Origin of the sequence: Streptomyces sp. JJ38, from assembly GCF_019303475.1 — a bacterium.
Lineage (GTDB): Bacteria > Actinomycetota > Actinomycetes > Streptomycetales > Streptomycetaceae > Streptomyces.
Window position 1 is genome coordinate 59,737 of record NZ_JABLSI010000017.1, and the last position, 24,654, is coordinate 84,390.

Consider the following 24,654-nt stretch of genomic DNA (forward strand, 5'->3'; position numbering starts at 1 on the left):
TCGTTCGGGTTGGGCACGGTGTACCCGTTGGTCTTCCCACCGTGGGCCGTGGCGCTGCCGCGGATCACGGCGTGGACCCGGTCCCCGTCCGCGAGGGCGTCGTCCAGCCGCTTGAGGACGACCGCGCCCACGCCCTCGCCGGGTACGTATCCGTCACCGCCCTCGCCGAAGCTGCGGCAGCGTCCGTCGCCGGCGGCGTAGCGGCCTTGGCTGAGGTCGATGTGCTTGGCGGGATGGAGCGTGAGGTTGACTCCGCCCGCGACGGCCGCGCTGACGTCCCCGCGCGCCAGCGCCTCGCAGGCCAGGTGGATCGCGGTGAGCGAGGAGGAGCACATCGTGTCCACGGCCAGGCTGGGGCCGCGCAGGTCGAAGAAGTGCGAGACCCGGTTGGCGATGGACGCGTAGGACGAGCCCAGGTACAGCGGGTTGCCTCGCACGGCCTCCTCGGCCTGGAGCAGCTGGTACTGGGAGTACATGACGCCGATGTAGACGCCCACCGCCTCACCGGCCAGCCGGGCGCGCGTCAGCCCGCCGTCCTCGAACGCGTGCCAGACCTCCTGGAGGACGAGGCGCTCCTGCGGGTCCATCCGCTCGGCCTCGCGCGGGGAGATGCGGAAGAACTCGGCATCGAACTCGTCGATGCCGTCGAGGAAGCCGCCCCACTTGGTGTAGCTCTTCCCGGGGACGCCGGGGCGCGGATCGAAGTGCCGCCGGTGGTCCCAGCGGCTCTCCGGGACCTCGGTGACGCAGTCGCGTCCGGCCACGAGGTTCTCCCAGAAGGCGTCGAGGTTCTCGGCCTGGGGGAAGCGTCCGCTGATGCCGACGACGGCCACGCGGGTGTCGCCGTCCCGGGGCGCGGCCGGTGCGGCGGTGGGAGCCGCGTTGACGGGGGCCGCGTTGACGGGGGCCGCGTGGGCTCGGGCGGACGCCGCGGGCGTGGGCCCCACGGTGGCGGACAGGAGTCGCCCGACGGCCTCCGCGTGCTCCAGCGCCAGGTGGTCGGCCAACGCGCTCACCGTCTGGTGCTCGAAGAGGAGGGTCGCCGAGACCGTTCCGACGTGCGCCTCGATCGCGCGGACCACGTTCAGCGCCATCACCGAGTCGAAGCCGTAGCGGTCCAGCGGCTCGTCGGGGTCAATGGTGTCCGCGGGTACGCGCGCCTCGGCGGCGACGATCCCGCACAGCCAGTCGGCCAGCCGTCCCGTCCGTTCCTCCGCGGCCTCCGCGGCCTCCGCGGCCTCCGGCCGGGGGGCTTCGCCGACCGGCGTACGGGCCTCGGGCGTGCTCAGCAGGCGGACGGCCTCCTCCACGCCGATGGCACCGGACCGGATCCTGCTCAGGAGGGCCTTGCGGCCCGTAGCGTCATTCTGCAAGGAAAGCCTCCAGGGCCGACTCGGCCTCACTCTCGTCGATCTCGCCGTTCCGGAACCGACGGAGCAGGTCCGTCAGGTCCGCGCCGTTAGGCGCGGCGGCTGTACCGACATCGGGCAACTTGATCGTCAGGCGCTTCAGCGCGAGCACCTCACGGCCCTCTTCGTCCAGAAGCTGGATGTCAAAGGTGTGGACGTCCCGGCGGCCGGTCACCGGGTGGGCCGTCGCACAGACCAGGACCGACTGCGGCAGCCGGGCCGACTGGACCAGCTCGTCGAGTGCGACGGGGAGCAGCGGGCGGGTCGCCCCGAGGCCGCGGACGGCGGGCATGGCGGCGAGGACCTGGAGGGCCCCATCCGCCAGGCTGGGGTGCAGCCCGTAGGCGGCACGGGTCCCCGCGAGGGCGTCCGGGAGCCGGAGCCGCGCCAGGACGACGTCCTGGCCGACCCGCAGGTCGCGGAGGCAGGCCAGCGCCGGCCCGTGTGCCAGCCCCATGCCGGCCAGGACCCGGTAGTGCTCGGCGACCGGCACCGGGTGGGGACACGAGCGCCGCAGGGCGTCGAGGTCCGTCCGGTGCGCGGGGGTCTGGGCGGCACGCGGTTCGAGCCTCCCCCGCGCGTGCACCACGTCGGCTGACCGGATCTCGAAGCGGGTGGCGTTCCCGTCCCGCTCCAGGTGCACGGTGACGCGCACGGGGCCGCCGTCGGTCACGAGCGGACGCAGCCACTGGAGGCCGGTCACCGCGTCCGCCCGCAGCCCGGCCTCCCCGGCGGCCTGCACGGCCAGTTCGGGGTACAGCACCCCGGGCAGGGTCGGACGGCCCTCCACCAGATGGTCGGTGAGGAAGAACTCGTCGCCGGTCAGCTCGGCGGCCAGCTCGACGGGCGTGGCTCCGGGTGCGCTCACCCGCTCCAGCTCGGGCGCCTCGTGGGTCGTCGGACCGTAGACGGTGTCCCGCCCGGTGTACCAGTACCGCTGGCGGTCGAACGGGTAGGTGGGGAGCGGGATTCTGCGGCAGCCCTCGCCCGTCCACAGGTCACGCCAGTCCGTGTCCTGTCCGGCCAGGTACCGGGTGACGGCCTCGGCCAGCAGGGGGTCGTCGGCCGCCGGCGGCGGTGGCGCTCCGTCCCCGTCGAGGGCCTCGCGCAGACGGGCCCTCAGCTCGTCCTGGTCGCGGACCAGGAACACGGCCCGCTCCCGGAAGTGGTCCCGGTACAGCTGTAGGTTGCCGGCGATCTCGGGGAGGGGCGCGGTCGTCCCGTGCCGGTCCAGCCAGTCGGCCAGCCCCTCGATGCGCGCGGCCAGCGCCCGCGGGGTCTGCGCCGACAGGGGGACGGCGAACTGCGGCCGGGCAGCGTCGTGGGGACCGACCGCGGTGTGCGAGCGGACGGCGGGCGCGGGGTGACGCGGTGCGGACGGCTCCTCCAGCACGACGTGGGCGTTGGTCCCGCTGAAGCCGAAGCTGCTGACCGCGGCGCGACGCGGCAGCCCGTCCCGGGTGGTCCAGGGACGCAGCTCGGTGTTGACGTAGAACGGGGTGTCGGCGAATTCGATGAGCTGGTTGGGCGTGCGGAAGTTGGCCGACGGGGGAAGCTGGCGGTGCCGGAAGGCCAGCAGCGTCTTGATGACTCCGGCGATGCCCGCCGCCGCGGCCGTGTGACCGATGTTCGTCTTGACCGAACCGATCGGGCAGAACGACTTCCGGTCCGTGTAGCGGCCGAACGCGTTGCTGAGCGCCTCGATCTCGATCGGGTCGCCCAGCCGGGTCCCCGTACCGTGGGCCTCGACGTAGCCGAGCGTCTCCGGGCTGATGCCCGCCCGCTCGTAGGCGGCGAGCTCCACGGCGGTCTGCGCGGCGCCGCTGGGCGCGGTGATGCCGTTGGTCCTGCCGTCCTGGTTGATCGCCGAGCCCTTGATCACTCCGTGGACGTGGTCCCCGTCCCGGAGCGCGGCGTCCAGCGGCTTGAGGACCAGCGCGCCGACCCCCTCGCCCGGCCCGAAGCCGTCCGCCGCGTCGTCGAAGGTCTTGCAGACACCGTCCGGCGCCAGCATGGTGCCGTTGCTGGCCACGACGAAGTAGTCCGGCGCGAGGGTCAGGAACACCCCACCGGCGACGGCCGTCTCGCACTCGCCGGCCAGCAGGCTCTGGCAGGCGAGGTGCACGGCGACGAGCGAGGAGGAGCAGGCGGTGTTCACCGCGAGGCTGGGGCCGCGGAGGTTGAGGAAGTAGGAGATGCGGGCGGCCAGGACCGACGCCTCGTTGCCCCAGAAGGACTGGGCCTCCTTCAGGACCTCCGCCTTGTTCATCCGGGTGAGGTATTCGCTCGGCCCGACCCCCACGAAGACCCCGCAGGGGCGCCCGTTCATCGCGCGGGCCGGATAGCCGGCGTCCTCCAGCGCCTTCCACGACTCCTCCAGGAAGAGCCGCTGTTGGGGATCGGTCTGGGCCGCCTCCTTCCCGGACATGGCGAAGAAGGGTGCGTCGAAGGCGTCGATGTCGTCGAGGAACGCGCCGCGGGAGCAGTACGTCGCGTCCAGGCGGGTCGGGTCGGGGTCGTGGAAGCGCTCGCTGGACCAGCGTTCCGCGGGAACGTCACCGGCCGAGCACACGCCTCGGGCGAGGTTGTCCCACAGCGCGTCGAGGTCGTCCGCCCCGGCGTACCGGCCGGACATGCCGATGACGGCGATGTCGGCGGTACCGCCTGTGCGGCCGGCGGGCCGTCCGGCAGTGGCGGCGGACCGCTCCTCGCGCTCCGGCGCGGCGAGCGCGCGCGAACCGCCGTCCGCCGTGCCCGCCGGGTCCTCGGGCTCCGGCACGGTGACCACGACGCGGCCGATCGTGCCCCGGTCGGCCTTCAGGGCGTACGCCTCGGTGACGCGGTCGAACGGGACGACGTGCGCGACGAGCGGCCGGATCTTGCCGAACTCCAGGTGCTCGGCCATCGCCTCCAAGCACGGAATCCGCCGCTCGGGATGGTTCAGGAAGTACTTCTTGGTGTTGAAGCTGTGGAAGCTCTGGTTGTCGACCATCCGGGACAGGTCCAGCCCACCGGACGCCTGGAGCCCGAAGACGGCGATCTCGACGTAACGCCCGTCCGGGGCGAGCAGGTTGAGCCCCTCCTGGGTCGCGCCGTCCCCGAGGGTGTTGATGACGACGTCGACCCCGGCGCCGCCCGTCCTGCGCAGCACCTCCTCGGGGACGTCGCGCTCCTGGTGGTCGATGGGGTCGGGCACGCCCATCGCGACGAGGTGGTCGACCTTGCGCCGGGAGCCGGCCGTGGCGATGATCTCGGCTCCCGCGAGCTGCGCCAACTGCACGGCCATCAGCCCGTTCGTCCCGGTCGCCGCCCGGATCAGTACCCGTTCACCGGCCCGCACCCCGGCCCGTTCGAAGGCCAGCCACATGGCGAGGAAGGCGACGGGCACGCCGCACGCCTCCTCGTGCGTGAGGTTGTCCGGCTTGCGTACGACGAAGCTCTCGTCGGTGAGGACGACCGACGCCTGCCCACCCATCTCGGGACGAGTGAGCGCGATCACCGCGTCGCCTGGCTTCACCCGCTGGACGCCGGGCCCCACCCGGCGGACCACCCCGGAGACCTCCACCCCGGGGGTGAACGGGAAGTCCGGCATCATCGGGTACAGGCCCTTGGCCGCGAGGAAGTCGGAGAAGTTGACCGGGAAGGCCCTGACCTGGACCTCGACCTCGCCGGGGCCGGGCGCCACCGGCTCAATGGGCACGAGCTTCAGATCCGCCGGACTGCCCGGACGTTCGAAGCGCACCGCTCGGAACCCGGCACCGCCCTCCGACGCAGCCCCCGGCCCCGGCCCCCGCGTCGACGCCGTGGGGCGCACGCCGTCGAACTCCCCCACGTGCCCGCGGTGTTCGCCGACTTGCCACTCGGCCGGGCTCTCGGGGCGGCTCACGGGGTGGTCCTCCGGACGGCTCTCGGGGCGTTCGTCCGGACGGTCCTGCCGGTGTTCCCCGGCGGGTTCGACGGGCGGCTGTCCGACACGCAGCCGTTCCGCGACGACGCTCTCGTGCCGCTCGACCACGTGGGCCGCCAGCTCCCCCACCGTCGGGTAGTCGAAGATCACGATCGTCTTGAGCGTGATGCCGAGTTCCTGGTTGATCCGGTTGATCAGCTCGACGCCCACGATCGAGTCCACGCCGTATGACGACAGCGGACGGTCGGGCGCCAGCTCGTCCGGGGACATGCTCAGCGCCTCCGCCGCGAACGCGGTGATCAACCCGGCGACGTGGCCGGGCAGATCGACCACCGCCGACGCGGCGGGAGCGGCGGGTTCCGCGGGAGGCGGAGGCACGGCAGCGGCGGGTTCCGCGGGACGGGGCCGCACGGCGGTGCCCGCCCCGGCGGCGGGCACCGCCGTGATCACCCGCTGGGACAGCGATCCCGGCACGTCCGCCTCCCCGTGTACGTCCACTCCCGTGAACCCCGCGTGTTCCAGCCGTCGCCGCCACATCTCGTCGTCGAGCAGCGGGGAGGACGGCAGCCGCCGCGCGGCGTCGGTGTAGGCCCACCAGCCGTCCAGCAGGCCGAAGGTGACGGTGTGGAAGGCCAGGGCCCGGGTCACCTCGGTGAGCAGGAGCCGGCCGGACGGGGCGAGCAGGGCCCGGGCCCCGTCGAGGGCGCCGTCCAGGTCGGCCACGGCGTGCAGCACGTTGGCCGCGATCACCACGTCGTACCGGCCGGTCTCGAAGCCCTGCGCCTCGACCGGGCGCCCAATGTCGAGGGATCGGAAAGCCATGCGGACGTCCCGCCGATCCGCCCAGCGGCGTTCGGCCTCGTGCAGGAAGCGCACGGAGACGTCGGTGTAGTCGTAGTCGGCCTCGATCCCGGCGCCGCGCAGGGCCGCCAGCGCCTCGGCGCTGGTGGCGCCGGTGCCGGCACCGATCTCCAGGATGCGCGGGCGGCGGCCCGCCGCCGTCTCGCGAACATGGCGCACGACGTGCTCGGCCAACAGCCGGTTGCAGTGGTCGACGAGCCGGGCGCCCCGGTAGACGGACGCCACCCGCTCACTGGACCCCGCCGGGAACAGCACCTCGGTCGGGGAGACTTCCCCGGCGAGCACCGCCCGCAGGCCGTCCAGGCAGCCGCACACCAGCTCCAGCCGCGCCGCCAGGCCCGGGTGTGCGGACCGCAGGGCCGCCGCGCGTTCGCTCCGGGCCCGGCCCTCGGCCGCTCCTGCGGCCAGGACCCGCCCGGTGGCCCACATCCGGTCCCCGTCCAGTTCGACGAAGCCGCCGCGCGCGAGTACCCGCACCAGCCCCTCGACCAGGCGGCGGTGGTGCGGCCGGGCGCCGAGCGCCTCCTCGGGCTCGCTCAGCCGGTGCTCCTGGCCGGGCCGTTGGAGCAGTCCCGCCCCGCGCAGCAGCACGCACAGCTCCAGGGCGATGAAGTCCTCAAGGGCCCGCTCCTCGGCGAGGTGGCTCGCCGCACCGGTCATCAGCGCGGCGCCGTCGTACGCGGGCTCGGCTCGCGTCGCGGCGTCGTCACGCACACCGATGCCGTGCAGCACGTGCTCGTCCGCGTCGAGGGCGACGAGCTGCCGCCTGCCGGACGCCAGCACACGTTCCAGGGCCGCCATGCCGTCCGCCGGTTCGATGGGCCGGAAGCCGCGGGCGCGCAGCTCCTCCCGGTAGCGCGGCGAGGCGACGGCCCCGACGGTTCCCCACACGCCCCAGTTGACGATCTGTACGGGGTACCCGGCCCGGCCTGCCAGAGCGCGGGCGAAGCCGTCCTGGGCTGTGGACGCGGCCGCGTAGTTGCCCTGTCCCATGGAACCGGTGAAGGACTGCACGGAGGACAGGAAGACCAGGAAGTCCAGCGGGACGTCCGCGAACAGCGCGCCGAGAACCTCGCTGCCGCGTGCCTTGGGGTCGTAGACGGCGTGGAACGCCTCGGCGTCCGTCCGCTCGATGATCGAGTCCCGCAGCACCATCGCCGCGTGGAAGACGCCGTGGAGCGCGCCGAAGCGCTCCGTGGCGGCTTTGACCGTGCGGCGCATGGCGGCGAGGTCCGTGACATCCGCCGACAGGTAGACGGCCTCGCCGCCCAGCTCGGCGATCCGGGCGACCACGCTCGCCGTCTGAGGGCCCGGTGCACTCCGACCGACCAGGACCAGCCGGGCCGCGGCCGTCCGGGCCAGGTGCTCGACCAGGGCACGGCCGATGCCTCCGGTCCCGCCGACGACGAGGTAGGTGCCGCCCTGGCGGTACACCGGGCGCGCGGGTGCGGGCAGCGGGCGGGGCCGCAGCCGTTTCACGAAGCGCCGACCGGCACGCAGGGCGATCTCCTCGCCGTCCCGCTGGGCGGGCTCGGCGAGAAGCGCGTCCGCCGTCGGGTCCGGCGCGTCGGCCTCGCCGGCGCCGGGCGCGGGCGTCTGGAGGTCGACGCAGCGCACGGCCAGCCCCGGGTACTCCTTCGCCAGGGTCTTGCACAGGCCCACCAGGCCGGCGGCCCGCGGATTCCCGGTCCTGGCGCCGTCCACGTCGTGCACGTCGTCGGTGACGACCCCGAGCGACCGCAGCGACGCCATCCGGTCGGTGTCCGACAGCGCCCTGACGAACCGGAAGAAGACGCCCGTGGGGTCGGGGACGGGATCCCGGCCCGAGACGGGGGCCGGTGCCTCCCGCGCGGGCCCTTGCAGCCCGCCGAGGAACCAGACGTGCCGGACGTCGCCGAGCCGCCCCAGCAGTTCGCGCAACGCCGCCTCGTCCGCGGCGTCCACCTCCCACAGCCGCTCGGCCAGGACCCGGGTCGCCGTGCCCGGGGCACCCAGCCGTATGCGCCAGGTGTCACCGCCGCGGGCTCGGGAGGTCAGGGCTCCTTCGAGGGCGGTGGAGTGGGGCGGGCACACGAGGAGCGTTCCCCCGCCGGGTGCCGGGGGCGTGGGCGCCCCGTCGCCCTCCGAGAGGGGCTGCTCGACCCAGTACGGCTCGAAGAAGAAGCCGTCGAACCGCCGCTCGTCCGGCTGCGGGCCGACGGCCTGCGCACGCTCCCCGGTCCCACGGAGTTCGCCGGGCCCGCCGGGCCCGCCGGGCTGCTCGCGCACGGTCACGCCGCGGAGTTCGGCGCGGATCCGACCGGTGTCGTCGAGCACGTTCACGTCGTACTGTCCTTCGTCGGCCCGGCTCACGTGGACGTGCCCCGAGGACGGCAGCGGCTCCCGCAACTCGGCCGACTCCAGGGCGAAGGGCAGCCGGGTGGCCCCCGCGCCGGCCGGTGCGGTGAAGCCGAACGCGCTGACGGCCTGGAGGGCGGCATCCAGCACCGTGGGGTGCCACGCCGGGTCGCCCGGCACCGGGCCCGTGTCCCGGGTCGTGAAGGACCCGAGGACGTCGTACTCGCCGACGCGGACGTCACGCAGGCCGCGGAACAGCGCCCCGTAGTCGAGACCGAGGGCGCGGAATCGCTCGTACACCTCGTGGTGGTCCAGCGTCACGGGGCAGCGCCGCCGAACGGCCGCCAGGTCGACCGTCGAAGGGCGGTCCGCCCCCGGGGCGCCGGGCAGTTCCTCCCAGGCGCCGCGCGCGTAGGTCACGGCCCGCCCGTCCCCGTCGGACGCGCACACCTCGTACGTGACGCGCCCGCCCTGCTGCTCCCGCAGCCGCACCTCGACGGCCCGGTCCTGCCCCGGCTCGACGGTCAGCGGCCGGAGCCAGACCGCCTCGCGGAGCCCGAACCTGCCGGGGCGCCGGGAGGACAGCGCGGTGTGCGCGAGGGCGAGGTGGGCCACGCCGGGCAGGACCGGCCGACCGTGCACGCGGTGCTCGGCGAACCGCCGGTCCCCGGACTCCAGCCGGGTACGAGACGTCCAGCCGCCCTGCCGGTCCTCGGCTCCGGGTATCCAGTACCGCGTGCGGGCGAACGGGTAGGTCGGCAGGGAGAGCCTGCGGGGACGGTCGCCCTGGTAGAGCCGCTCCCACTCCACGTCCTCGCCCGCCGTCCAACGCCGGGCGAGCGACCGCGGGTCCTCGCCGTCCGGCCGCACGGCCGGAGCCCCGGGGGCCGTGGTCACGACGCCGTGCCACAGCCACCCGTCGCGCGCCTCGCCCCGGGTGAACGCCTCCAGGCAGTCGGCCAGGACGCGGGACTCCTCGCAGACCACCGCCAAGCGGTGGTCCATGACCTCGCGCCCGAGTTGCAGCGTGAACGCGAGATCGCGCAGGCCGTACCGCGTCGGCGCGGCGGCGGACGCGCCGTCGGAAGTGGCGGGGAGCGCGGCGACGACAGCCTTGACCGAGCGTTCGGACAGCGGCTCCTGGACGCCCTCGGCCGTGGCGCACCGCTCGGCGATCCACTCGCGCAGCCCGTCCAGGGCGACCGGCCCGAGGCCGAGGTCGCCCAGCGGCTCGTCGGTGGGCACCTCGTCCGGAACGACGCCGAGGACGTCGGCGACCACGGCGATGAACGCGGACTCGATCCCGTGCGTCCCCTGCGCGGACCCGGCGCCGGGCTCCTGCCCGGCCCCCTGCTCCGCGGTCCGCAGCGTGCGGGACAGCAGGCCGGCGTACTCCCTCAGCGCCTCGTCGGTGCGGGCGGAGAGGACGAACACGCGCGCGCCGCGCTCTCCCCCGGACCCGGTGGCCTCCGCGCCCGCGTCCTGCTCCAGGTACTCCTCCAGCACGACATGCCCGTTCGTCCCGCCGAAGCCGAAGGAGCTCACCGCGGCGCGCCGGGGCAGCTCACGGCCGTCCGGCCCCGTCCGCCGCGGCCAGGGCTCCGTCGTGGCGGGAATCCGCAACGGGCCTCCGGCCAGCTGGATGTGCGGGTTCAGCTCCTTGATGTGCGGGCTGCCGGGCAGCTTGCCGTGCCGCATCGCGAGGACGGCCTTCACGATGCCGGCCACCCCCGCGGCCGCCTCCAGGTGCCCGATGACCGGCTTGACGGAACCGATCGCCGTGCCGCCTCCGGTAAGCCGGGGCAGCCCGGCCTGGTCGCGCAGTTCGCGGTACGCCCTCTTCAGCCCGTTGATCTCGATGGGATCGCCCAGCGCGGTGCCGGTTCCGTGCACCTCGATGTATCCGACGGTCCCCGGGTCGACGCCGCGCTCCGCGAAGGCGTCGACGATCAGCGACGACTGCGCGTTCGGGTTCGGCGTCGTGAGGGTGTTGACGCGGCCGCCGTGGTTGACCGCGCTGCCGCGGATCACGGCGTGGACGTGGTCGCCGTCCCGCACCGCCGCCGAGAGCGGCTTGAGCAGCAGGGCGGCGACGCCCTCACCGCGGACGTAGCCGTCGGCCGCCGCGTCGAAGGTCTTGCAACGCCCGTCCGGGCTGAGCATGCCGGCCCGGGAGAAGGAGATGTAGACGGTCGGTGAGAGCAGCAGGTTGACCCCGCCGACGAGGGCGGTGTCACAGCTTCCGGCCCGCAGGGACTCGACCGCGGTCCGCAGGGCGACCAGGGAGCTGGAGCACGCCGTGTCGATGGGGAAGCTGGGGCCCCGCAGGTTCATGAGGTAGGAGACGCGGTTGGCCGTGATGGCGTGGAACAGCCCCGTGGTGGTGTACGCCTCGGTCGGCACCCCGGCGTCCCGCAGCAGGTCGTAGTACTCGTGCGTGGCCACGCCGACGAACAGCCCGGTGCGGTGGGCCGAGAGGTCCGACGGGCGGTAGCCCGCCTCCTCCACGGCCCGGTAGGCCGTCTGGAGGAACAGCCGCTGCTGCGGGTCCATGAGCTGCGCTTCGCGCGGGGAGATGCCGAAGAAACGGGCGTCGAAGGTGTCGACGTCGTGGAGGAATCCACCCCACTTGCTGACGGTCGCGTTCTTCCGCTGCCCTGTGGGGTCGTAGAACTCGCGCCAGTCCCAGCGGTCGGCCGGCACCTCGGTGATCAGGTCGTCGCCGTTCTCGATGTGCCGCCAGTACGCGTCGAGGTCGCGGCAGCCGGGCATCTCGGCGTGCATGCCGACGACGGCGATGGGGTCGCGGCCCGCTGGCCCCGCCGCCGCGTCGGCTTCCGCGACGGCGTCCGCCGGTTCCGCCTCCCGGACCGTGGCCACCACCCGCGGAGACGTGGAGTCCGCGTGGGCTGCGGCCCGCACGCTCCGCACCGCCTGCTCCGCCTGCGCTGCCCGCTCTGGCCGTGCTGCCTCGGCGGGCACGGCACGGCGGGGCTCGGCGCGCTCCTGCGGGCCCGGCGAGAGACGGGCGGCGACCTCGTCCGCGAACGCGTCCAGGAAGTGCCCAACCAGCTCGTCGACCGTCGTGTACTCGAAGAACGTGGCCGGGGTGATGTCGACCCCGAGAAGATCGTTGAGCCGGTTGGCCAGGCGGCTGAAGGAGAGGGAGTCGAAGCCGTAGTCGCCGATCTGGCCTCCCGGGTCGACCCGGGACGGGTCGAGCTTCACGATCTGCGCCACTTCCTCGACCAGTACCGAGCGCAGTGCCGTCTCCCGTCGCGGCGCCACATCGTCCACCGGTTCCTCCACTTCCTCCTCGGGGGCGCCGGCCGGTGGCGGCGTGGAGCCCTGTTCCTCCTCCGGGCGGGCCGGTTGCGCGGGGACGGTGGTGCCGAGCTGGGCCGCCACCTTCTCGCCGTCTCCACCCACGAACAGCACCGGTCCGGGCGGTCCGTCGAGCACGGCGTCCAGTGCGGACAGCGCCGTCTCCGTCTCCAGCGGCGACAGCCCGAGGCCGGCCTTCAGCCACGCCCGCACCTCGGCGTCGACGCCCATGCCGCCGTCCCGCCACAGCGGCCAGTTCACCGACGTGGTGTGGCCGTGGCGGGTGCCCCGGCGGCAGCGCTCCTCGCGCCACTCGGCGAAGGCGTCCAGGAACCCGTTGGCGAACGCGTACCCGGCCTGTCCCGCGCTGCCCAGCGGCGCCGCGACGGAGGAGAACAGGCAGAAGGCGTCCAGCCGCCGGTCGGCGGTGGCGGCGTCCAGGTGGACGGCGCCGAGCAGCTTGGGCCCGAGCACCTCCTCGATCCGCGCCAGGTCCTGGTTGACGAGGAAGTCGTCGCGCAGCACGCCCGCGGCGTGGAAGACGCCGTGCAGCTCGCCGAACGCCTCCTCGGCCGTCCGGACCGCGGCGGCCGCACCGTCCGCGCCGGACACGTCCGTCCGCACGTACCGGGCCTCGCCGCCGTCACCGGCGATCCGGGCCAGGATCCGGTCGATCCGCTCGTCGTGCGGCGAGCGTCCGGCCAGGACCAGACGGGCACCGTGACGGGCGGCCAGCCGACGCGCCACGAGCGCGCCGATGCCGCCCGCCCCGCCGCTGATCAGGTACACACCGCCGGCGCGGAGCGCGGCAGACGAGCCGGGTGGCGGCGCGCTCTCCGCCGTCCACGTCCTGACGGTGCGCAGCCCGTCCCGGTGGCGGACCTCGGCGTTCGCGAGGGAACGGTCGCGCAGCTCGGCGACCAGCGTCCGCGCCGCACCGCCCCGCCCCTCGGCGAGGGCCGCCAGCTCGGGCGCGGGCAGCTCGACCAGCGAGGTGGCGAACCGCTTGCTCTCCCGGGTCAGGGTGCGCAGGAAGCCGCCCAGCGCGGCATAGCCGGGCTGCACGGTGTCGTCATGGCCGGCGCCGCCGGGGTGGCCGCACACCAGGGACACGCGCCTGCGGTCGCCGGACCGCAGCAGGGCGCGCACCAGGAGGAACAGCGGCCGCAGGCCGTCGTCGAGCTGCGCTCGGACACCGGCGACGCCGTCGGCGAAGTCCGCGGACGGCCAGGCGTAGAGGACGTCGAGACCGGCGCCGCCCGACAGCCCGAGGTCGCCCAGGGCCCGCACGAGCTCACCGAAGTCCTCCGCCCGGGAGGGGCGCAGGGTGACGGCGTGCCCCCCACCGCCGTCGGCCACGGCTCGGAAACCGGCCCCGGGCGTGACGACGACGGACGGTCCCGAGGCGCCGTGCGCCGCCGCCTCCGCGACGAGCGAGCGTCCCGCCTCGGGGGACGGTGCGAAGACGAGCGTGGTCCCGGCGCTCCGCTCCCCTTCCGGCCGCGCGACGGCCACGACCGGACGCGGCGTCCAGGCCGGGCGGAAGAAGGTGCCCGCCGAACGCGCGGCGCCCGGCCCGTCCCCGGTGCCCGGCCCGCTGGGTCCGGCGGTCCGCCAGGGCCGCAGCCAGAAGTCACGGACCGTCAGCAGCACCCTGCCCTGCTCGTCACACAGCCTGACCTCGACCTTCTTGCCCGCCTCGGTCCACGAGCGGATGGCGACGTGGGCGAAGCCGCGGCGTGGGGTACCGGCCGCCACGTCGACGCTGCCGATCGTGAAGGGCAGGTGCAGTCTGCCGCGCCCCTCACGCCGCTCGATGAGCCACAGGGACGCCTGGAGCGCGGAGTCGAGCATCGAGGGGTGCAGCACGAGCCCCTCGGCACCGCGCTGCGCGGCGTCGGGGAGCCGGATCTCCGACAGCGCCTCGCTCTCGCTCCACCACAGACGGCGAACGCCCTGGTAGGCGTCGCCGAGTTGCAGCCCGAGCCCGTGGACGAGGGGGTAGAACTCCTCGGCGTCCGCCCGTTCGCCGCAGCGGGCCCGGACCGCGTCGAGGTCGACGGAATCCGGCTCCGTGCTCGGCTCCGGCGCCGCGGTGTCGGCCTTGCCGCGCCCGTGGACGTGGCGCACGCCCTCACCGTCGACGCTGTACAGCTCGTACGCCCAGCCCTCGGGCACCGGCTCCAGCCCGAGGTGGAAGCGCTGCGGGACCGGCACGGTCATGGCGTCGGCCCAGACGTTGTTCCGCAGGCGTACGGCGGGTCGGCCCAGGCGCAAGGTCGCCTCCCTGACCAGCTCCAGGTACCCCACGGCGGGGAAGATCGGCACACCGTCGACCCGGTGGTCCGCGAGGAAGAACTCCTCGCCGGTGAAGTCGACGAAGGTGCCGGAGCCGCCCTCGGCGACACCCGAGACGAACGGATGGCCCGTCCCCTGCGGGCCCGTCTGCTCCGGCTCCGGCTCCGGCTCCGGCTCCGGCTCCGGGGGCAGCCAGTAGCGCTCGTGGGCGAACGGGTAGGCGGGCAGGTCGACATGGCGCAACGGTCCACCGGGGTAGAGCTCGGCCCAGGGGACCTCGGCACCGGCCGCCCAACTCGCCGCGAGCCGGGCGAGGTCGCGCGACCGCACCGCCTCCGGTACCGCGTCCTGTGCCGCCCTGCGGGCTCCGGGGGTGCGGTCGGTCGTCCAGCAGCCGTCGGCTGGCGGCCGTCCCTCGGCCACCGCGGCCAGCCGTCGCGCGAGGTCCGGCAGGTCGGTGGCCAGCAGCGCCACACGCTCGGGCAGTGGCTGCCGCCGCACCTGGAGGTGGTGGGCGACCTCGGAGAGCCGCAGCTCCCCGTGCCGGTCGGCGAGTTCCCCGGCCAGGTTGGCGCAGTGCTCCCGCAGCCGCTCGCGGTCCTTGGCCGATACGACGATCAGCTGCGACTCCCCGTCCGGGGCGCCCCGCGGGGCCTGGGGCCCCTGGTACTCCTCGACGATCACGTGTGCGTTGGCTCCTCCCGCACCGAAGGAACTGATCCCGGCCCGACGGGGCAGTTCCCGCCCGTCCGGACCGGTCTTCCTGACCCAGGGGGCCGACGTCCGCTGGAGCCGGAAGGGCGTGGTGCTGAGGTCGAACCGGGGGTTCTCCCGCTCCGCGTGCAGCGAGGGGACGAGCGTCCCGTGGCGCAGTTGCAACAGCACCTTGGTCAGGCCCGCGATGCCGGCAGCCGACTCCAGGTGCCCGATGTTGGTCTTGACCGACCCGAGGGCACACCCGTCCCCGGCCGCGGCGCCGGAGCCGGGAGCCCCGTCGAACGCCTGCGTCAGCCCGGCGATTTCGATGGGGTCGCCGAGGGCGGTACCCGTGCCGTGCGCCTCGACGCAGCCGATCGTCTCGGGGCCGACCCCGGCGTCCTGGAGCGCGCGGCGGACGAGTGCCGCCTGGGCGCGCGGGTTCGGCACGGTGAATCCGCTGGTGCGGCCCCCGTGGTTGACCGAGCTGCCCCGGATCAGGCCGAGGACGCGGTCGCCGTCCGCCACGGCCTGCCGCAGGGGCTTGAGTATCAGCGCGCCCGCGCCCTCGCCGGGGACGAACCCGTCGGCGTCCGCCCCGAAGGCACGGGACCGCCCGGTGGGCGAGAGCATCCGCATCTGGCAGAGCCAGCGGTGCTTGATCGGGTGCAGATAGAGGTTGACGCCGCCGACGAGGGCGAGTTCGCACTCGCCCCGCCTCAGGCTCTCGCAGGCCAGGTGCACCGCGTGCAGTGAGGAGGCGCAGGCGGTGTCGACCGGCATGCTCGGGCCGTGCAGGTCGAGCCAGTAGGAGACCCGGTTGGCGACGGACCACTGAGTGGAGGTGGGGATGCCCGGTTCTCCCGCACGCCACTGGTCCGGCCCCCACAGCAGGTAGGTCTGGGTGGTGACGCCCGCGAAGACCCCGACCCGGCGCTGTGCGGGATCGTCGGGGTCGCCCAGGCGGTACGGCGGGTAGCCAGCATCCTCGAAGGCCTGCCAGGCCACCTCCAGGAAGATCCGCTCCTGGGGGTCCATCACCTCCGCCTCACGCGGGGAGATGTTGAAGAACAGCGGGTCGAACCGGTCGACGTCGTCGAGGTAGCCGCCCGCGGTGCAGTAGATGCCGCTGTCCGCCGCCGCGTCGCCTGAGTCGGGCAGTGCCCAACGGGCGCGCCGGGAGGGCGGGAGGTCGGTCACGCAGTCCCGGCCGTCGGCCAGGTGGCGCCAGAAGGTGTCGAGGTCCGGGGCGAGCGGGTAGCGGCCGGACATGCCGATGACGGCGATGGCGTCCCCCTCCGTGCCGGGCGCGGCGGCGGTCGGCCACGGTGCGGCCCCCGGTTCCCGCCCCTGCTCCGGACCGGGCTCCGGCCCCTGCTCCGGACCGGGCTCCGGTCCCCGTCCCGGCCGCGCGCCGCGTCCGGACTCCGCGGCGCACCAGGCGGCCAGTTCCTCGGCCCGGTGGTCGGCGACCCGCTCCGCGGCCTGGGCCAGAGTCCGGCACTCGAAGAGCAGCGTCTGCGGTACGGGCCCCAGGTCGGCCTCGATGCGGGAGTTGAACTGGCTGATGCGGATCGAGTCGATGCCGTACTCGTCGAAGCCCAGTTCCGGGTCCACCTCGCCCGCGTCGACTCCGAGCAGGTCGGCGAAGACCCGGGTCAGATAGCCGACCGCGTTGCGGACGGAGACCTCCGCCGCGGCGCCGGAGGCCGCGGTCTGCCGCTCGGGCTGGTCCGCTTCCCGCGCATCCGGCCCGGCACCCGTGAGGAGCCAGGCTCCGCCGTGCGCGGTGGCGTGGACGAAGACGCGGTGACCGGCCGGGCCGGTGAGGACCCGGTCCAGCGCGTCGAGCCCCTCCTGCGTCGGCAGGGGGAAGACCCCGCGATCCGGCCGGAAGACGCTGCTGCCCGAGTCGACGACGCGCATGCCGCCGTCCTCCCACAGCGGCCAGCCGACGGCCATCGACCGACCGGACCGCAAGCCCCGGTCACGGCGGCGTTCCCGCTCGGCCACGAAGGCGTCGAGGTAGGCGTTCGCGGCGGCGTAGTCACTCTGGCCGACGTTCCCGGACACGGCGACCACGGAGGAGAACACGGCGAAGAAGTCCAGCGCGTCGTCGCGGGTGGCCTGGTCGAGATGGAGCGCGCCGAGGACCTTCGGGGCCAGCACCGCCCGGACGTCGTCAAGAGTCTTCCCGCTCAGCAGACCGTCCCGCAGCAGCCCGGCCGCGTGGAGGACGCCGTCGATCCGCCCGTACCGCTCCCGTACCGCGGCCGTCACGGCCTCGGCCTGACCGGGATCGCGAAGGTCGGCGGTCAGGTACACGGCTCGCGGGTCCTCCCCGCCGAGCAGCCGGGCCAGCGCGGCGGACCGCTCCGCCGACAGCTCCGAGCGGCCGATCAGCACGACCCGTACCCCGGGCGTGCGCAGCAGGTGCTCCGCCGTCAGCCGACCGAGCCCACCGGCCCCACCGCTGATGACGTACACACCGCCGGGCCGGATGCCGGGGCCGCCCGCCGCCCCGGCCGCGTGCGCCGCCTCCGGCGCGTGCGGCCACTCCGGCTCCGCCTCCCCGTACGTCTCCACCAGACGGGCTCCGCCGAGGTGGTGGACGGCCTCGCCCGTGCTGCCGGGGCCGAACTCCCCCACGGCGCACCGCCAGACCGCCGCGTCGCCCGGTCGGCCGGGCACGGTGACCGCGCGAAGCAGCACCCGGGAGGTCTCCCGGCGCAGGCTGCGGGCGAGCCCGGCGACGGCCGCCGTCTCGGAGCCGGCCGTCCCGGAGGCGCCGGGCACGCGGGCTTCGCCGTCCTCGGCGACGGGGGCCAGACAGACGATCTCGGCACGCCCCTCCACGCCGAGCGAGGCGGTGCCCTTCGCCAGCAGGAACGCGCTGTACACCGTCTCGGCGAGCCGTTCCTCGACCGGGGCGTCGGCGCGCGGGGCGAGCAGGTGGATGATCCGGCGGGGCGGTTCGCCTTCGGCCCGGAGGGCGGTGAGGGCGCGCCGCCAGTCCTCCTCCACCGTCGGGCGCACCGTCCAGGTTCCGGCGTCGTCCCGTTCGCAGGACTCGCCCAGCCGGACCCAGCGCGTCGTGTGGTCCGGCAACGCGCGCCGGACGACGTCCCGCAGCTCGTCGTGGAGCCGTTCGGGCACCACCAGGAGCAGCTGGCCCGCCCTGGGGTGCTCGCCCGGGGGCAGCGGCGCGGGGACCAGACGGCGGCTCAGCTCCCGCAGCCGTGCCCGAGTACCGGGTTCGGGGTCTGTCCCCGGGTCCGCCGCGTCCGTGGCGGGCGGCGGCGCGGGTGCCACGACGGTGTCCCGCTTCAGGCGGTGCTCGCTGCGGACGAACTCCGTCGTCGGCAGGGACAGCAGCCGGCCGGGTGCCCCCGTACCGGTACGCCGCCAGTGGACGGGGACGCCCCGCAGCCACAGGTCCAGCAGCGGACGGGCGAGCGCGTCGCCGAACGCCTCCGGCCCGTCGACGGCGACGTTGGGGACGTCGGCGCCCGCCTCTCCGACCGCGAGGACGGCCGCCCCCTCCGGGCCGCGCGCCGCGCTGTCCCGACCGGCCACCCCGGCCCAGGCGTTCAGCTCCTCCAGGCCGGCGGGCGCGTCGGTGCGGGACCGCAGCAGCGGGCTGCCGCCCTCGGCCGGAAGCCGCCCCGTGCGCCGACGGGCCCGCCCGGCCACCGCGACGCGTTCCGTGTCGTCCCCGAGAACGAGGGCGATGGTGTCCTGTCGGGTCAGGACGCCGTGCAGCAGCAGGTCCAGCAGCTCGTGCACCGCGGTGTCGCCGACCTCTCGCTCACGGCCGATGCCCCACTTCCGGTGGAGCAGGTCGAGCGCGTTCTGGGCGGCCAGGACGCGCAGGGTGGCGGCCGGGCCGGCCGGCTCCGCCGACGTCCGGTGCCAGGCGTCACCGTCCAGGGGCAGCCGCGGCCCGTTGCCGCCGCGCTCGGCCAACAGCCGGTCCCATTCGTGGATGTGGCCCCGGAAGGTGTGCTGGACGTCCGCGAGCCGGGCGGCCTGGTCGTGCGTCCGCGCGGACTCCTCGGCTTTGATGCGCAGCCCGGCCCGCAGGGCGGACAGGTAGTCGGCGTCCAGGCGGTAGGGGTGCAGGACACGGCCGGTGACCGGCTCGGCGAACGGAATGCCCGGGGCGCGGAGAGCTGCCGCCTCCACCGGCTCCTCACCGGCGGCGAGGCGGGCGGCGGCCGGGACGTCAAGGGCGCCGATCGCCGCGAGCGCGGGCCAGACGCCGGCACCGTGGGCGGTGACCGACTCCGGGGCGAAGCCCGCGTCCAGCAGCGCGCGCACGGTCAGATAGGTGAACAGGAACGCGTTCCGCGGGCCGTCGCCGCCCTTGCGCAGCTCGCGCAGGGCCGCCGCGGCAGCACGGGACTCCTTCCGCAGACCGGTCACGGCGTCCGCGTAGAGGGGGGAAGCCAGCAACGCGCCGAGCCGCCGACGCGCCGGCACGGCGAGCCGCCCCACGGACAGCCGCCACGGGCCGTCCGCGATGGCCTCGGGGGCTGGCCGGGACGAGTTCAGCAGCGCGGTGACGTCCTCGGTGCCGGAGACCAGGCCGCCGAACCGGTACGGCAGGTGCTCCCGGCCGACCGCCAGCGTCCGGCAGATGTCGGCGGCCGGTTCCGCCGTCCACCCGTCCTCCGGCCGGTGCTGGCGCCAGCGGTCGAGCAGGCGCTCCAGGGCCCGAGGGCTGCGCGCCGAGAGCAGGAAGGGGTGACGCACCGTGGCAGAGCGGCGCCCCCGGCCGGACGGCGACGTCTCCCCGGAACCGGCGGCTGCCCGAAGGCCCTCCCGGTACTCCTCGACGACGACGTGCGCGTTCACCCCGCCCATGCCGAACGAGCTGACCCCGGCGCGGAGCGGCTCACCGTCCCGGTGCGGACGCCACTCGGCACGCGCCCGCGCCACCTGGAACGGGCTCCCCTCGAACCGGATCAGCGGGTTGGGTTCGCGGATGTTGATGCTGGGCGGGACCGTCCGCGCGCGCATCATCATCAGGACCTTGACCAGCCCGGCGACGCCCGCGGCGGCCTCCAGGTGGCCGATGTTCGGCTTGACGGACCCGAGCCCGCACCAGCCCACGTCCTGCGAGGCGGCGGAGAACACCCCGCGCAGTGCGTCCACCTCGATCGGGTCGCCCAGCGACGTCCCGGTGCCGTGCGCCTCGACGTAGGTGACCGTCCGCGGGTCCCACCCGGCGCGGTCCAGCGCGGCCGAGACGACCTCGCGCTGGGACTCGACGCTGGGGGCCGTGATCGTCGCACCGCCGCCGACGTGGTTGACCGCGCTGCCCGCCAGCACGCCGTAGATGTGGTTCCCGTCGCGGACGGCGTCCTCCAGACGGCGCAGCAGCACCATCGCGACGCCGTCCCCCGGCACGTATCCGTTCGCGTCCCGGGAGAACGTCTTGCACAGGCCCTCGGGGCTGAGCATGCGGGCCTTGGAGAACGAGACGTACTTCCACGGGTGGAGGTTGAGGCTGACGCCGCCGGCCAGTACGTAGTCGGCGTCCCCGGTGTGCAGCGCCTGGGCCCCGGTGTGCAGGGCCACGAGGGACGAGGCGCAGGCGGCGTCGACGGACATGCTGGCGCCACGGAAGCCGAAGAAGTGGGAGAGGCGGTTCGCCAGCAGGCAGTCGTAGCCGCCGAGTCCCGAGTGGCTCTCCACCGGGGCACCGTCCTTGGCGGCCTCCTGAAGGTGGTCCCGGGCCATCACGCCGACGTACACCGAGGTGCGGGCCCGGCTCAGTTCGGCCATGGGAACGCCGGCGTCCTCGACGCAGTGCCAGGTCTCCTCCAGCAGCAGCCGCTGCTGCGGGTCCATGATCGCCGCGTCGTTCGGGGAGACGCGGAAGAACGTGTGGTCGAACGCGTAGGGCCGGTCCAGCAGGCCGCACCACTTACTGACGGCGGTGCCCGGGACGGAGATGTCGGGAGAGTAGTACCGCCCGACGTCCCAGCGGTCGGGGGTGATCTCGCCGACGGAGCAGACGCCAGCCTCCAGGTTGCCCCAGAACGCCCGGTGGTCCGGCGCCCCCGGGAATCTGCAACCGATCCCGACGACCGCCACGCGCTCGTCGCCTCCCTGCGCGCCCTGTCGGCGCGTCCGGTCTGCCGCGGTCACTTGCGGGCCTCCCCCTCGATGGCCGTGTCCAGCTGCCGGGCAGCCGCTTCCATCAGCCGAATCCCGATCTCGTCGACGTGGCGCTCGCGCCAGCTCTCCAGCCGGGTGCCCCTGACCCACTGGTTGAAGGCGCCCAGCGCGGGACCGCAGTGCACCTGGAAGTCCACCCGGCTGTCCGCCAAGCCCTGCATGGCGACCCGCTGGCTGTGGCCGAAGTACCACCGGAACACCAGGGCCATCCGGTGTTTCGGATTGCGCTCGGCCTTCTCGATTTCCTGCGGGTCGCGCTGGGCGAAGTAGTCCCTGGTCTCCTGCCACACGTCGGCCAGGGACCTGCGGAAGTACCGCTGTTCGATCAGCGCCCGCGTCTCGGCGTCGATCTCCTCCAGCGACTCGTGTCGCCGGTACAGGTCCCGGAGTTTGCGGGCCCTGGCCGGGAAGAACACCCCACGCTTGAGGACCTGCACCTCCGCGCCGAGTTCGAACATGTCCCCGGCGGGGGCGTAGTCGGTGTCCTGCACGTTGATCTGCTGGAGCATGTCCTTGGCCAGGTCGCTCATGTCCGCCTCGACCGTGCACTGGTTGATCGAGCCGGTGAGGACGAAGTCGGCGCCGAGGAGGAACGCGGCCGCGGCCGCCTCCGGCGTCCCGATGCCGCCCGCCGCCCCGACCCTCACCCGGGTCGAGTAGCCGAACTCTCCGGCCAGCCGGTCGCGCAGCCGCGTCATGCCCGGGAGCAGCACCATGAGGTTGCCCCGGTCCGTGTGGCCGCCCGAGTCCGCCTCCACGCACAGGTCGTCCGCCATGGGGACCCGCGCGGCCAGCGCCGCCTGCTCGGCGGTGACGAGCCCCTCCTGTTCCAGCAGGCCGACGAGCCGCTCCGGCGGCGGGCTCAGGAAGCTCTCGGCCACCTCCGGGCGGGAGACCTTGGCGAGGACGCGGTTGGCGATCCGGACCTCGCCGTCCGGCCCCTTCGTCAGCCCGCTGAGCCGGTAGTGCACGAGCGCGCGGGTGACCTTCATGAAGGCCGAGGCCTCCAGCGTGCGGATGCGCCGCTCCAGGAGCAGTCGGACGGTGCTGTCCTCGACGGAGGGAAAGGTCGGGTTGTGGACCAGGTTCACCCCGAAAGGGGCCCCGGGGGGCAGCTCGGCGGTGATGCGGTCGATCGCCGAGGCGACCCGCTGCCGGTCCAGGCCGCCGCTGCCGAAGAACGCGAGCAGCCCTGCCCGGGCCGCGCGGATGACCAGCTCCTCGGAGGCGATCCCCCGGTACATGGAACCGCAGACGTAGGCGTACCGCGTGCCGTAGGCGGCCCGGAAAGCGGCGCTGCCCAGCGACTGCGCACTCCGGGCCGCGCGGGCGGCCGCGCGGCCGGGCCCCTGGTCACGCGGCGCCGGCTCGGCGGGCGTGGCGGCGGGGACGGACACGACCGGCCCGGGGCGCGACTCCGCGGCCGGCGTCTGCCGAATCCCGCTGACCAGCTTGGTGAGCACGGTCCCGGGGCCGACCTCGTCGAACTCCGTGACGCCCCGCGCCATGAGATGCCGGATGCCCTGTTCCCAGCGGACCGGCCGGACGAGCTGCTCGGCCAGGGCGCGGTGCAGACCGTCCTGCTCGTGCTCCCGGCCCGTGACGTTCGCGATGACGGGCACAGACAGCGCGTTGAACGTGATCTTGGCGAGGAACCGCTCGAACTCCTCCCGTGCCGCCTCCATGTAGCGCGAGTGGAAGGCACCACTCACCCGCAGCGGGATGTAGCTCTTCGCACCGGCGCCGGTGAACGCGTCCCGCGCCCCGTGCACGACGTCCTTCGGCCCGGAGACGATGAGCTGGTCGGGGGTGTTGTAGTTGGCGATGTCGATCTCGGACAGCCCGGCCTCGCGCAGGACGGCGCCGACCTTCTCCTCACTCAGGCCGATGATCGCCGCCATTCCGCCGTCGCGGACCCTGGCCATCAGCCGGCCGCGTTCCTTCACCACCCGCAGACCGGTCTGGAAGTCGAAGGCGCCCGCCGCGAAGAGGGCCGTGTACTCGCCGAGGCTGTGCCCGGCGAGGAAACTCGCCCCGTGCCATCCGCCCCGCACCCGGTCCAGATAGGAAAGCGCCGAGACGGTGTACAGGGCGGGCTGGGTGAATTCCGTCGAGTCCAGCCTGCGTCCCGGGTCGTCGCCGCACAGCTCGGCTATCGAATAGCCGAGTATCTCGTCGGCGTCGGCGACCAGTTCCGGAAACCGGTCGAACAGGCCACGGCCCATTCCGCGGGACTGCGAACCCTGGCCGGGGAAGATGATTGCCTTCATGCGCTCTCCACGTTGTGCCGGTTCTCCGGTTGGCGGACGACGGCTCCCGGCCACCTCCGCCAGACGCGCCAGGCTCTGCCCGTCGCGCCCGAAGGGGTCGACCAGTGCGGTGCTCTGCGAGCGGGAGCCGGGCGGGAAGTTCCGCGAGGCGAAATTCGCCATGGTCGCGGAGGGACCGAGGTCGAGGTAGCGGAGAGGACCGTGCCGGTTCTCCAGGAACCGGACCGCCCCCCGGAAGTCGATCGGCCGTCTGACCATGTGCCAGAAGTGGTCGAGGCCGATGTCGCGCAACGCGGAGCCCGTCGCGCACGAGACGAAGGGCACGTCCGGGCGGCGTACCCGCAGCCCGGACAGGGCCCGGCGGTAGGGCTCGGCTGCCACGTCCATCAGCCGGGAGTGGAAGGCGTAGGTGACCGGCAGACGCTGGCACAGCACGCCGTCCGCCCTCAGCCGGCCCTCCAGGCGGGCGACCCGGTCCGGCTCGCCGGTCAGCACGAAGTGCTGGTCGAAGTTGACCGCGGCCAGTTCGAGGCCGTCGCACAGGCGGTCGTCCAGCCGCCCTTCCCCGTCACCCGTCCGGTATTTCCGCACGTCGTCCAGCACGGCGATCATGCCGCCCGGCGGGCAGTGCCGATCCACCAGCCTGACCTGCTCGGCGATGGAGTACGCGAGGTCCCGGACGTCCAGGACGCCCGCGGCCACCGCGGCGGCGAACTCCCCCAGACTGGCCCCCAGCACCAGGTCGGGTCGCACCCCTCGGGCACGGAGGGTCTCCACCAGGGAGATCTCCACCATCAGAATCGCGGGGTGCGTGTGCCGTAACCGCTCGAACGGGTGCGCCGGGCCCCGGTCCTCCCGGTATGTCTCGGCCAGCACACCGGGCAGTCCCGCATCCGCGAACACCGCGTCCAGGGATCGCATCGAGCGCGCGAAATCCGCGTCGGAGCGGTACAACTCCCGCGCCATCCCGTAGTACTGGGAGCCCTGGCCGGAAAACATGAAAACTAAGGGCATGGACAAAGAAATTCCCCCGTTTGGCCACATGGACCACCCTGAGCAGCACTCCGCGGTCCACCCGTGACCGCGGACCCGCACGTCCTCATCTCCGGAACACCCGGGATTCCACATCCGGGCACGCACGTCAGCTCGAGGCGCCGCCACGCAGGGGCGACTCACCGATCCGGAAGACTCAGGACTACCTGCCGCGCAGGTACATAAGAAATCAGCACCGGACGTCTTCACCCACTGACGCCGGGCACGACTGAAGCTCCCCCTCACTCCATGGCCGTCAAGTTGACCGGTAACCGGCCTTGACTGGGCGCGATCCTACAGAACAACTCGCGTCACCCTCAAGGGCAGTTGGAGA

The 24,654-nt window shown here is 74.1% G+C and carries 3 protein-coding genes (1 of these 3 only partly in view); all 3 read right to left on the minus strand.

The features are described 5' to 3' along the window. Tightly spaced (each overlapping or abutting the next), the 3 genes in view from HPT28_RS11600 to fabD form a layout consistent with a single transcriptional unit that may run on beyond the window. Nucleotides 1–1,373 carry the 5' portion of an SDR family NAD(P)-dependent oxidoreductase gene (locus tag HPT28_RS11600; RefSeq protein ID WP_219090951.1) on the minus strand. The gene continues 12,133 nt to the left of window position 1, outside the view, so 1,373 of the gene's 13,506 nt are visible here — the first part of the coding sequence; it begins with the start codon at nt 1,371–1,373; the stop codon falls past the left edge of the window. Next, nucleotides 1,363–20,988, minus strand: coding sequence for an SDR family NAD(P)-dependent oxidoreductase (locus HPT28_RS11605; RefSeq protein ID WP_219090952.1), 19,626 nt, complete (start codon nt 20,986–20,988; stop codon nt 1,363–1,365). The genes HPT28_RS11600 and HPT28_RS11605 overlap by 11 nt, the downstream gene beginning before the upstream one ends. Then, nucleotides 20,985–24,287 carry an ACP S-malonyltransferase gene (gene fabD, locus HPT28_RS11610; RefSeq protein WP_219090953.1) on the minus strand — a complete coding sequence of 1,101 codons (3,303 nt, stop codon included), beginning with the start codon at nt 24,285–24,287 and terminating at the stop codon, nt 20,985–20,987. The genes HPT28_RS11605 and fabD overlap by 4 nt, the downstream gene beginning before the upstream one ends. Between the last annotated feature and the right edge of the window lie 367 nt (nt 24,288–24,654).

Bases quoted from the DNA above. Each gene is read 5' to 3' on its own strand.
- fabD (WP_219090953.1), bottom strand. From the start codon at position 24,287: ATGTTTTCCGGCCAGGGCTCCCAGTACTACGGGATGGCGCGGGAGTTG.